This window comes from Deltaproteobacteria bacterium (assembly GCA_022340465.1).
Lineage (GTDB): Bacteria > Desulfobacterota > Desulfobacteria > Desulfobacterales > B30-G6 > JAJDNW01.
This window is the reverse complement of record JAJDNW010000024.1, coordinates 112,136-123,987: the sequence shown is the minus strand read 5'-3', so window position 1 is coordinate 123,987 and position 11,852 is coordinate 112,136. Positions and strand designations below refer to the sequence as shown.

General features: G+C 55.1%; 11 protein-coding genes. 3 read left to right on the top strand and 8 right to left on the bottom strand.

Annotation, left to right across the window (positions count from 1 at the left end):
- Window positions 1-143: 143 nt before the first annotated feature.
- From LJE94_04810 to LJE94_04800, 3 genes are all read right to left on the bottom strand, one after another.
- Window positions 144-905, bottom strand: coding sequence for an ABC transporter ATP-binding protein (locus tag LJE94_04810; protein ID MCG6909429.1), 762 nt, complete (start codon window positions 903-905; stop codon window positions 144-146).
- 421 nt (window positions 906-1,326) lie between these two features.
- The gene (locus tag LJE94_04805; GenBank protein ID MCG6909428.1) at window positions 1,327-2,883 is read right to left on the bottom strand and encodes a PAS domain S-box protein; all 1,557 of its coding nucleotides are present in this window, start codon (window positions 2,881-2,883) and stop codon (window positions 1,327-1,329) included.
- A 327-nt stretch (window positions 2,884-3,210) separates the two neighbouring features.
- On the bottom strand, window positions 3,211-3,861 hold the full coding sequence (locus LJE94_04800; GenBank protein ID MCG6909427.1) for a TIGR00730 family Rossman fold protein: 651 nt from the start codon (window positions 3,859-3,861) through the stop codon (window positions 3,211-3,213).
- A 682-nt stretch (window positions 3,862-4,543) separates the two neighbouring features.
- On the opposite strand from LJE94_04800, the gene LJE94_04795 reads away from it, so the two are divergent.
- The 3 genes from LJE94_04795 to smpB all read left to right on the top strand — a co-directional run bounded on the left by LJE94_04795 (window position 4,544) and on the right by smpB (window position 7,121).
- Entirely contained in the window at window positions 4,544-4,816 is a 273-nt protein-coding gene (locus tag LJE94_04795) for an HPr family phosphocarrier protein (GenBank protein ID MCG6909426.1), read from the top strand.
- 7 nt (window positions 4,817-4,823) lie between these two features.
- Complete coding sequence (ptsP, locus tag LJE94_04790; protein ID MCG6909425.1) at window positions 4,824-6,596, top strand: phosphoenolpyruvate--protein phosphotransferase; 1,773 nt, start codon at window positions 4,824-4,826, stop codon at window positions 6,594-6,596.
- 63 nt (window positions 6,597-6,659) lie between these two features.
- Window positions 6,660-7,121 carry an SsrA-binding protein SmpB gene (smpB, locus tag LJE94_04785; GenBank protein MCG6909424.1) on the top strand — a complete coding sequence of 154 codons (462 nt, stop codon included), beginning with the start codon at window positions 6,660-6,662 and terminating at the stop codon, window positions 7,119-7,121.
- A 227-nt stretch (window positions 7,122-7,348) separates the two neighbouring features.
- Here smpB and LJE94_04780 read toward each other — a convergent pair whose 3' ends face one another.
- From LJE94_04780 to yedF, 5 genes are all read right to left on the bottom strand, one after another.
- Window positions 7,349-7,960 carry an FmdE family protein gene (locus tag LJE94_04780; GenBank protein ID MCG6909423.1) on the bottom strand — a complete coding sequence of 204 codons (612 nt, stop codon included), beginning with the start codon at window positions 7,958-7,960 and terminating at the stop codon, window positions 7,349-7,351.
- Window positions 7,960-8,733, bottom strand: a complete 774-nt coding sequence (locus LJE94_04775) for an ABC transporter ATP-binding protein (GenBank protein ID MCG6909422.1) — start codon at window positions 8,731-8,733, stop codon at window positions 7,960-7,962. The genes LJE94_04780 and LJE94_04775 overlap by 1 nt, the downstream gene beginning before the upstream one ends.
- Window positions 8,730-9,800 carry an iron ABC transporter permease gene (locus LJE94_04770; protein MCG6909421.1) on the bottom strand — a complete coding sequence of 357 codons (1,071 nt, stop codon included), beginning with the start codon at window positions 9,798-9,800 and terminating at the stop codon, window positions 8,730-8,732. The genes LJE94_04775 and LJE94_04770 overlap by 4 nt, the downstream gene beginning before the upstream one ends.
- A gap of 3 nt (window positions 9,801-9,803) precedes the next feature.
- On the bottom strand, window positions 9,804-10,916 hold the full coding sequence (locus tag LJE94_04765; GenBank protein MCG6909420.1) for an iron ABC transporter substrate-binding protein: 1,113 nt from the start codon (window positions 10,914-10,916) through the stop codon (window positions 9,804-9,806).
- A gap of 259 nt (window positions 10,917-11,175) precedes the next feature.
- Window positions 11,176-11,775 (bottom strand): sulfurtransferase-like selenium metabolism protein YedF, encoded by a 600-nt coding sequence (yedF, locus tag LJE94_04760; GenBank protein MCG6909419.1) that lies wholly within the window; start codon window positions 11,773-11,775, stop codon window positions 11,176-11,178.
- Window positions 11,776-11,852 lie beyond the last annotated feature (77 nt).

The window sequence follows — 11,852 nt, the reverse complement described above, 5'->3', positions numbered from 1 at the left end:
TAGAAATCGTTCCAGGTGTAGTTGTTCCAGTAGCCGAAATCCTTTTCACGCAGGGCCACCTTGTTACCGGATTCCTTGACCCGCCAGCGCAACAGCTGCGGAATGGTCATTGTCAACAAATCGCTGTTATCTTTCATGCCAGTCTAGTCTTCTCCAATATAGGCTTCGATGACCTTGGGAATTTTGACGATCTCTTCCGGCGTGCCGGAGCCGATCACTTCTCCGAAATCGAGGACGTAGATGTGGTTGGAGATGTCCATGACCACGCCGAGGTCGTGCTCCACCAGGATCACGGTCGCATCGCGCTCCTTCTGGATGTCGATGATGAAGCGCACCATGTCCTCTTTTTCCTCGATGTTCATGCCGGCCATGGGTTCGTCCAGCAGCAGCAATTCCGGCGCCAGGGTGAGGGCGCGGGCCACTTCGACACGCTTTTGGATGCCGTAGCTGAGGTTGCCCACGGTATGTTTGCGGTAGGGTTCCAGTTCCATGAAGTCGATGACCTCTTCCACATAGCGCCGGTTGGCGGACTCCTCACGCGAGGCTTTCCCGTAATAGATTACCGCCTGCAACAGGTTGTAGCGCAGCTTCTGATGCCGGGCCAGCATGAGGTTGTCCAGCACGGTCATGCCGCTGAAGAGCTCCAGATTCTGAAAAGCCCGGGCGACGCCCAGGCTGGTCACCTGGTGCGGTGAGGCGTGGGTGAGCCGCTTGTCATTGTAATGGATATCGCCGGAGGTGGGGTGATAAAATCCCGAAATACAGTTCAACAGGCTGGTTTTTCCCGCGCCGTTGGGGCCGATGATGGAGGTGATCAGCCCGGGTCTGATTTCCATGTTCACCCTGGACAGCGCCGCCAGTCCCCCAAAGGTCAATGTGACGTCGTTGATTTTTAAAGTGGACATAATCTGTTTTGTTTCGTGAAAAAGTTAAGAGACGAGGGCTTTTTTCTGAATTTAATTCATTTCATAAAATAGTCTATATTCTATATAGAACTATCAGTCAAGCACATAAAACAACTATCGGAAATTTTTCAGTAATCAGTGTTAGTTACCATACTATACGGGCTACGATCGGATAATCCACGCGGCACCAACATAATTGAATATTAGCTATATTTCAGCTACTTTCATGCCTTTTTTACAAGCCCTGAGGATCATGGTGCTATGTAGCATAGACGATAAAACCGGGTTGTCAAGTTGATATAACAGCGGTTTAATAGTGGGCTTTTCCCACTATATTTTATTTTGCAAATTTTGGCTTGACCCGATTGACACACAGCAGATCAGCAGCAGAGTCTACAGGGTGAATAGTGCGACGGGTGAATCAGTTTTCATAGGAGAGCAGGTGCGTCCTCAGGTTGAGGCCGGTTCCCTTGAGACCCAGCTTGGTGCGGATATTGTGCCGGTGGAACAGGATGGTGTTCTTGGAGAGGAAAAGCAGCTCGGCGATCTCCTTGTTGGTCTTGCCCTCCTTGACCAGGTTGGCCACGCGGATCTCCATGGGTGTAAAATGGAGATACTTGGAGGAAAGCCGCCTGATAAAGGGAGAAATGATGTTGTTCAGGTTCGAATCCATGATGTTGACCAGGGTGGTCTGACTGGTGTTCAATCGGCTTTTTTTCAAACGCTCGACATAGGGGGATACCAGCTCCTTCACGTTGGAGAGCACGTGTTCCTGCACTTCGCTTTTGTCGTTTTCCCGCTGCGTCAGCAGCACCTTCAGGGCCGTGTTGACCTCCTCCAGGTGGTGGGACTGTGCTTCGAGCTCCTTTTCCCTTCTCCGCAGGGCCTTCTCCGCACGCTTGCGCTCCTCGATCTCCTGCTGCAACTGCAGATTGGTCCTGGCAAGTTCCGCCGTCCGCTCCTCCACTCTTTCTTCCAGCAGTTCACGGTATTTTTTCAACTCTTTTTCGGTCTGCTTCAAGGCGCTGATGTCGCGCAGGGTGACGATGTTGCCCGCATGCCGGCCCTGGCGGTCGAAATAGAGCGTCGAACTGATCTGAACGTCCAACACCGCCCCCCTTTTGGTAAAACGCTTCGTCTCGAACAGGTTGATCTTTTTTCCGGCCTTCATCTGCTCGATGGCGGTAAGGGTCTCCGGCAGGCTTTCCTTGGGGACGAAATCGATCCGTTTGCCGATCACTTCCTCCGGCGAAAACCCGAATGTCGCCGTAAACGCCGGACTTACGTAGGTGGCGCTGCCCTGCATGTCATACACCACGACCGGGTCCGGGGAGGATTCCAAAAGCGAGCGGTAGCGCTCCTCGCTTTCCCGCAGAATGGCTTCGGTTTTTTTGCGCTCCGCCAGCTGCTGCTTTACATCGGCATAGAGGCGCGCCTTTTCCAGGGCGATGAGGGCCAACTGGGCAAATCTGTTCAATGTCTGAACATCTGTTTGACCGAAATGCTTTTTGTCGTTAACCCGGGCCAGGCCGATGACCCCCTGCACCTTGTCGCCGGACATCAACGGAATGCCCACCACGGACTGCAGGGTGTCCAGCGAGCTGTCCGTCAAACGTCCCGGCCAGGTGTAGTAGTCGTCCACCAGAACGGGCCCTTCGGCTTCCCACACCTTACCGCCCATGCCCTCACCCCTTTTCACGCGACGCCCGAGCTGGCCGTTGAAAAAGCCCATCCCCACGCGCATCTGCATTTCATCCGATTCCGGTCCCGGCAGATAGATGTAGCCGTGCTCGGTCCCGGTCATCTGGCAGGCACGGTGCAGAATCGATTCCAACAGCTCTTTTCTGTCCAGGCGGTCGATGAGCCCGAGGGAGGTTTCGTGAAGGGCGGTCAGGTAGGCGTTCTGCTCCTTCAGCTCCTGGATTTCCAGGCGCAGACGGTTTTCTTCGGAAGGCAGATCGTCAAACAATGAGGCCATTTGAAATAATAATCACGAAAGGATAAAATCAATCGCCCTTGGTTTAAGCTGGAAAATTGGGTCCCAAGGGGCCAAGGGGTCGAGGGGCCAAGTGAAAATCAGCCTATCGGTCATAGCTCACAGCTGGTAGCGGGCTATGAGCTTTCCCATGGAACCCTCGAATCCTACTTCCGCACCTTGTCAAACTAAACCCCAGTGTTGCAATTATGGGGTAACGTTTTTCCCGCTAGAAACAACTTTTTTCCCCTTCTCCGTATGGACGATAGTGCGGCGCAGCTGCCACAGAAATAAAATGAGGCCCGAATTTTTTTTTAGCCTCATTTTATTTCAAAGGATGACAACCCGCTTGACAAAATTCACGATCTCATGGGGGTCGTCCATGATTTGAAAAATATCCATGTCCTTGGGAGATGCCAGCCTTTCCGCCAGGATGCGCTCCTCGATCCACGCTGTCAGACCGGTCCAGTGCTCACTGCCCACCAGAATGACCGGCAGGGGTTTGATCCTGTGGGTCTGCACCAGGGTGATCACCTCGAACAGTTCGTCCAGGGTTCCGAATCCGCCGGGCATGGCGATGAAGGCGGCCGCATACTTGATGAACATCACCTTACGGATGAAGAAATAGTTGAACTCCAGCCTCACATTGGCGTAATTGTTGGGCTTTTGTTCGAAAGGGAGACGGATATTCAGTCCCGCCGACGTGCCGCCGGCTTCGGCAGCGCCCTTGTTGGCCGCCTCCATGACGCCTCCCCCACCGCCGGTAATGACGGCGAAATCGTTTTTGGCGAACAGGGCCGCTATTTTTTCCGTCTTCTTGTACACCGGATCCTCCGGCCGCATGCGCGCCGACCCAAAGATGCTCACCGCCGGTCCCAGGTCATGCAAGTTTTCGACCCCGTCCACGAACTCGCCCATTATCTTAAACAGCCGCCAGCTTTCTCCCAGCTTAAAATCGTCGATGACAAATTGCTTTTCCATTCTCGCGCCACTCCATTAGAAACAGGCCGTTATTCAACCATCTACATACGCTAAGCATCATCCTTCCATTAGAATCCAAATTTCACGGATATCTGTTTATAATGGAAGATATTCCACCGTTCTCATTCTCTTACCTTCTCACTTTATATTTATGCTATTGGTTCGGCAAAATAGCAAACCAACATTTTCCCCGGCATACAGCCAGGTCCCTTACACCCGTCACCCTTTTCCCTGGAAACCGATGGTTACCTTTCCCCGTTCGACAATGACAGGCACCTTGCGGTCACCGTTGGAGTATTTGAGCATGCTCTCAATCTTGTCCGGATCGGACACGACATTGACATAGGTGAACGCTTTGCCCTGCTTTTGATATGCTTCACGAGCAGAGGTCGTGAAGGGTCAGGTGTCTTTTCCAAATATCAGTATCTCTTCTGACATGGCTTACCCCCTCGTCGGTCGAGCGTACATCCAGGTAATATTTTATTGTAATCTCAAATAATTATATTGATATATCTTGTTTATCAGCAAACCGGTGGGTTGTCAATGACCCGGCCCCCCGGTATCGGCATGCCCCCGGCCGGATCCGCACCTGATCGATTGACAAGCGTATGTCCGATTGGTAAAACATCAGCCGTGCTGCATTGCAATCTCATGATTCTGTTATATTATCAAGGGCAAGAAAATGAAAGACCGGATGACAAGGGATGTGGCCGTCGTCAACGATCTGGGGCTGCATGCCAGATCGGCGGCAAAAATAGCCGAGTTGGTCCGGGGTGCCAACGCCGGCGTCTGGCTGATAAGGGACGGTGAACGCGCCGATGCCACCAGCATCATCGACCTGCTGGGATTGGCCTGCCCCAAAGGCACGCTCATCACGGTGGCCGTCGAAGATGAGCGGGACCACGATATACTGGAAGCCGTGGTCGATCTGGTAGCGAGCGGTTTTGGAGAATAAAAAACGCATGACAGTAAAAATCGAAGCGCACGAGATCGCCCTGAAAGGCATCAGTACCTCGCCGGGAATATGTATCGGCAAAGCCTACCTGGTGGACCGCGAAGGTGTTGACGTTGTTCAGCGCTACCACATCGATGCCGCCTCGCTCCAAAACGAAATCACGCGCTTCAAGGTCGCCGTAAAGCGGGCCAAGAAAGAGCTGCATGACATCATAAAGGGGACCCCGGAGGACCTGCAGCAGCATGCCGATATTCTGGAAACCCAGGTGGTGCTCCTGGAAGACAAAATGCTCTATGGCCGTACCATCGAAACCATCCAAAAAGAAAAGATCAACGCCGAATGGGCCCTCAAAAAGGCGGTGTCCAAGGTCAAATCCATGTTCCGGGACATCACCGACACCTATCTGAAGGACCGGGCAACGGATATCGCCCACGTGTACGATCGCATCATGTTACACCTCATAGGCGCTGAACCGGTCAACATTGCCGAAATCGACAAACGCGTTATCCTGATCGCCCACGACCTCTCGCCGGCGCAGACCAGTCAGATCAATCTCGAATACATCATGGGTTTTGTCACCATGCTCGGCGGTGTGGCCTCCCACACCAGTATTATTGCCCGCACCCTGGGAATACCGGCGGTTCAGGGTGTCGAGGACGCCTCACGCTTGATCCAGAATGACGACATCATCATCGTTGACGGCTCGGGCGGCAACGTGATCATCAATCCCGAGGAAGCCACGCTCGTGGATTACATGGAACGGCTGGAGCGTTTCGAGTCCTTCAGGGCCGATATTGCCAGAAACAGCCGCAAACCTGCGAAAACCCGGGACGGCCACCGCGTGAAAATCATGGGCAACATCGAGCAACCCGAGCAGGTGGTGGCTGTCATGGACAACGGCGGTGAGGGTGTGGGCCTTTTCAGGACGGAATTTCAATATCTGTCCAGCCAGAAATTCCCCAGTGAGGATGAACTGTTCGACAACTACAAGGATGTCGTCGACGTGATGCAGAATCACCCGGTCACCATCCGGACACTGGACATCAACGGCGACAAGACCCTGGCCCGCAATGCCGGCGCCGCCGAATCCAATCCCGCTCTCGGGCTGCGGGCCATCAGGTATTGTCTCAAGCGCCCCGATGTCTTCAAAACCCAGCTGAGGGCCATCCTGAGAGCCGCGGTTTATGGCGAAATACGGCTGCTCCTGCCTATGCTGGCCACCGTCGACGAACTGATGACGGCCAAACGCATGATCGAGGACGCCATTCAGTCGCTGGAAGACGAAGACAAGGAATACGACCGCAATATCGAACTGGGCGTGATGATGGAGGTGCCCTCCCTCGCCGCGATGGCCGACGTCATCGCCCGGGAGGTGGATTTTTTCAGCATTGGCACCAACGACCTGATCCAGTACTCCCTGGCGGTCGACCGGGGAAACCGGGATGTGGCCTACCTGTACAACCCGCTGCACCCGGCTATTTTGAGAACGTTGAAGTTCATTTCCGACGCAGCCAAACAGGAAGGCATCAAGATCTTCATGTGTGGCGAGATGGCGGGCGACCCCTTCAGCCTGCCCGTGCTGCTGGGTCTCGGACTCGATGAACTGAGCATGAACCCCCAGTCCATACCGCTCTTGAAAAACCTGATCCGCTCCATCAGCTACGCGGAAGCGCAGGACTTCCTCAAGGAGGTGTTGAAGCAAACCACCGCCAAGGCGGTTACCGACCTGATCCGTAAAAACTACGGAGACATTATTGGGGAGACGATCTACCCCGGATAAAAGCGCGTGCCGCGCTTTTATATGACGCGGCTTCGCTGCGCAACTGAAAATGTGAGAAGATCAATGACGCAAGGCCACAAAAAGATAATCGCCGAAAACAGAAAAGCGCGGCACGACTACTTCATCGATGACACTTACGAAGCCGGGTTGGTGCTCAAGGGCACGGAAGTCAAATCCCTGCGTCTGGGAAGGGCTAACCTCAAGGACGCCTACGCCAAAATCACCAACGGCGAGGTGTTCGTCCACCAGGTGCACATCAGCGTTTATCCCTTTGCCTACTACGACAACCACAACCCCTTGAGGGTTCGGAAGCTCCTTTTGAACAGGCGGGAAATCAAGAAACTTTACGGCAAAGTGAACGAAAAGGGCTACTCCCTGATCCCCCTCAACCTCTACTTCGTCAACGGCAAGGCCAAATTGACCCTCGCCCTGGCCAGAGGCAAACGCAAATACGACAAAAGGGAATCCATCCGCCGCCGTGAGGAAAAGCGCGATTTGGACCGCCAGCGCAAGAACTACAAATAACATTTTGTTCCACAATTTTATGAAACGCGGCTTCGCCGCTGATTTAGATAGCTGAGGGCTCGGAGAGTTTTAGCCTATAACCCTCGTCCTCCCTGCGCAGGCAGGGATCCAGAAAGCCATTAGCTATATTTCCTGGGTTTCCGCCCCGGCCTTACACCATACCGGGGCAGACTCTGTTCGGGGGTGACGGAAAAAACACCCCGACGGCTCAGATAGCTTCTATTGGCTCAAACCTTCTGTTCCACCTGGTCGAAGCACGGTTGGCAGAGGACCTGGCCCCCAAATCGTCGTGTGCGCGACTCCATGGTTGCCTCGCCGCACCTTTCGCAGGTCAGGCTCTCGAGGACGCGGGGGCCGCGGGGCATCCTTTCCCTGGGATTTGAAATCTCAAACAACCCATCCAGACCGGCATGCATGATCCTGTCCTGCATACCCCGTCTGATCTCCTGGTAACGCGCCTCGTCTTCCGGATCGGCCGTTTTTTCGGCCATCTTGCGACTCAGTTGCGCAAGCTCTTCCCGCGCTTCGCCATGGACATCGGGTTTGAGCAAAAAACGAAATCCCCGGCCGCTTTCCCGGTCGAAAAAGGTGAAGGCCATCTTGCCGTAGTCCCTGTGGATCAGGTTGCCTTTACCGTAGGTGCAGCCCGTCAGATACTGAATGGCGTCCACACCGCACATGTCCGTTTCGGTAATACACACCATGCGCATGTCCGGCAAATCGCCCAGCTCTCGGCGGGCCAGTTCGGATGCCCGTATGCCGATACTCAATCCTGGACAGGAATGACCGTGAAAATCGATAACCGCTGCAAGAGTTTCCTCGGATAGTTGACTGCTCATCAATCTTGCTCCAATCCTTTTTCTCTGGGGACCACCATCAGGCGGCCTCCCTGGTGATAAACATTCACCGGCAAACCGTAGACCGTTTCGATGAGCTTTGCATCGACCGTCAGCGGCGAACCGGCATAAAAGATCCGACCATCTTTTAAAAATATGCATTTGTCGGCCCAGCGCAACGCCAGGTTCAAATCGTGCAGCGTCATCACCGCCGCCACATGATGCCCCCTGACCACTCGGTGGACCATGCGCAGGATCTCGACCTGGTTCTTGAGGTCCAGGCTGGCCGTGGGCTCGTCCAGAAGCATCAGCCGGGGTTCCTGCACCAGGGCGCGGGCAATGGCGATTTTTTGCAGTTCCCCGCCGCTCATCTGATCGATGTAGCGCATGGACAACGCCTTGAGGCCCAGTCGTTTAAGGGCGGCATCCACCTTTTCCAGATCCTGCCGGGTAACCCCCCAGCGCACGTGGGGCCGTCGCCCCATGAGGACGGCGTCGAATGCAGTCATCCGAGACGGCTCGTTGTGCTGGGCCACGTAGCCTACCTTACGGGCAATCGCCGGGGGAGAGAGCTTGCCGACCTCCCTGCCGTCTACGGTTACCGTTCCCTTTTTGGGGCGATGGATGGCGTTGATGCATTTGAGCAGGGTGGTCTTGCCGGCACCGTTGGGTCCCAACACAGCCAGAAGCTCTCCCGGAGCCAGCCGAAAAGTGATGTCCTTCAGCACGTCGTGGCTGTTGTAGCTAAACGCGAGATCCGCTACTTTCAGAATCATCTGCGCCCTCCCCGCACGATCAGATAGATGAATGCCGGTGCCCCTAAAAATGCCGTCAGGACGGAAACGGGCAGCACGTGCGGCGCCAGTATCAACCGGGCGACTGTGTCCGACAGCAGCAGCATCAGCGCTCCGCAAATAATCGTAGCCGGCATGAGAAAGCGGTTGTCCCCGCCGATAATGCGCCGGACCATGTGCGGAACCACGAGCCCCACGAACCCGATGATACCCAGAAAGGAGACGATAACCGCCGTTATCAGCGACGCCATCAGCATACCGACCATGCGCACGCGTTCTACACGAACACCGAGACCCTTGGCAGTTTCATCGCCGGCATCGATGGCATTGTAATCCCAGCTGTGATAGAGCAGGTAGACTGAACCGATTCCGGTAACCAGAGCCAGCAGCCCCAGTTCCGCCCAACTGGCGCGCGCCACATCGCCGAATGTCCAGAAAATCATGGCGGCCAGCTGGACGTCATCCGCAAAGTACTGTAAAAACATGGTACCGGCCGTAAAGAGGGTCCCCAGGGCCACCCCCGTGAGGACCATGACTTCCGGGGTCGCACCGCGCAATCTCGAAACCAGAATAATGACACCGGCAGCCAGCATGCTGCAAACATAGGCCGTCAGCGTTGTGAGGTAGGGGTTGGATACTGTCACCGATCCGATCTGGGTGCTCTGCATCACCCCGCCCCCCAGCATCATGACCGCAAAAGCCGCCCCAAAGGCCGCCGCCTGGGAAATTCCCAGGGTAAAGGGCGATCCCAAGGGATTGCGAAGAATCGACTGCATGGCGCCGCCGGCCACGGCCAGACCGGCACCGGCAGTAACCGCCGCCAGTGCCTGAGGCAAACGGATATTCCAGACAATCATGTCAAACCGCTTGGATACGCTGATACCCAAAAGTGTCTTAGCGACTGTGGGAAATGGGATGCCCGCCGCCCCCAGAAAAATGGATATCGTGATTCCCAGACAAAGCAGCAGCAGGGCGGCGCCCATAAAGCCCAGCTTGAAGTGAATATAACGCTTGTAGTTCCGCGAAACCCGTCCGTTTGCCAGATGCATGCCCTACTCCCCGATCGCTTTGAACGCCATGTTCCCGAATAACGCGCTCATCTCTCTGAAAACAGGTGCACCGACCAGAAAGGTATAAATGTCGTCTGCCTTGGCAGCAGGGTCCACATCCTCGAATTGCTCGGGATAGAGAACCTTGCCGATAAAATAGGCATTTGCCAGAATAGAGCCGAAATTTTTAGTGTACCAGTTGTAGGGCAACACGCCGTAAACCCTGCCTTCCCGAACCGCCGTAAGAGATTTGAAGGCCTGATCGTTGCGAATCTCCCAGTAGCCGGAAGCCTCGCCTTCCAGCTGCAGGGTCGCAAGGTCCAGAAACAGCACGTCCGGGTCCCAGGTCAGCAACTGTTCCTTGGCGATGGTGACCTGTTGCGAGGCCTTTTTCGGCCGGGAAGGACCGGACGCCACGTTGGCCGCATTCACGAACATAAACGGCGGGTAACCGGGTTCGGTGGACCTGAATCCGTGGGGGCCCTTGAACGCGATCCCTCCCACATAGCAGGTCATTTTTTCGGATGGGGGAATCTTTTCCGTACGCCGCTTGAGATCTTCGATGGCGGCATCGAAAAAATCGATAACCGCTTCGGCTCTGATACGGCTATCGATGACGGCGCCTATCGAGCGCAGGCTCTCAAACAGCCGCACCCGATGCGTGCTGAGGTTGCCGTACTCGAGGATCACCGTGGGGATGCCGGTCTTCTCCTGAAGTTCCACGGGATCGTGGCCCATGCCTGGATAGGTTTTGAAGATGACCTGCGGCGGTTTTGCCAGCGAAAGAATCCGCTCCGGGTTGTCAAAACCGCGAAACTCGCCGAAAACGGGTAGCTCTTTATAGGCAGGGGTTGCCAGGGCATAGGGCCTGGCGTCAAAACGACGGCGGCCGGTTTCGATGTCGTCCACCGCGACCACCAGGTCTTGTCCCGCGAGATAGGTCAAAAGCCGCAGCGCCCCGGGGCCGGAACAAATGACCCGTTTCACCGGATTCGGTACCGTTACCGTCCGGCCGGCGGCATCCACGACCGTGCGCTCCGCTTCGGCGGCAAATCCGCCGGTGCCAATCACCAGTAAAAAAAAGGCCGACATCACGGCCCCAAACCGTTTCTGCATGTTTCCCTCCGCCATAAAAAAACCACGAAGCCCAGGGCTCGTTTCCAAAGAGCCCACAGCCTTCGTGGCTTTTTCTCAAATTTAGCGCTTTTTTTAGATCGACACCCTTTTAGGGCAACCCGTATCTTCAGATACCGTTGACCATATAGTAGTCCGACCACCGGCATTTGTCAACGATCGATCGGCAACCATCCGTACTCAACCCGTTCGACCCTGTCAGGCGGGATTGAAAAACGGCAGGCTTTCTCAACATGCCATCTTAAATGTTGATGACCTTGTCGGCCAGCTGCATGGCCGTAACGATGTCCAGCATGTTGGTCGTCTCGCCGACCTTTTTCTTTTCCAGCAGATTGAAATGATCCAGGCAGGTGCCGCACACCATGATCTTGAGGCCGTTCTTCTCGTAGTTTTGCAGATCGGGGAGAACCTCGGAACCGTCTATTGTCAGCTTGACACCGTTGTTCACGAATACCAGGCGCCACAGCTCCGGTCCCATCTCGGAAAGGGTTTTCAGATAGTTGACCATCAGCTTGATCCCGAGCGCATCGTCACCGTATCCCATGCGGTCGGTGGCACACATGACCATAATCTTTTGCGTTTCCGTTTCCGGCTGACGCGCCGTGTCGGACGGTTCCGCCGCTCTTGCCGCGCTTTTACCGACCACCAGGTAATCATCGCCCTTTTGTTCGAGCATGGTTTCAAATCCCTGTGACTCCAGGAACCGCCGGACGTTCTCCTGAGAAGCGGCATTGTCGACGACTACCGTAACGCTGCTGGCAGGATCATCCTGCAGGGCAGCCCTGGTCTGCAAAACGGGCGCCGGGCAGGACAGTCCGCGCGCATCGATCTCTTTTACCATGCTTACCTCCTGGTTGTGCACGCCATCTTTCTCTCGTAGAGCGTCGGCGCTTCATTGAGAGGATATGTTCAAGATGC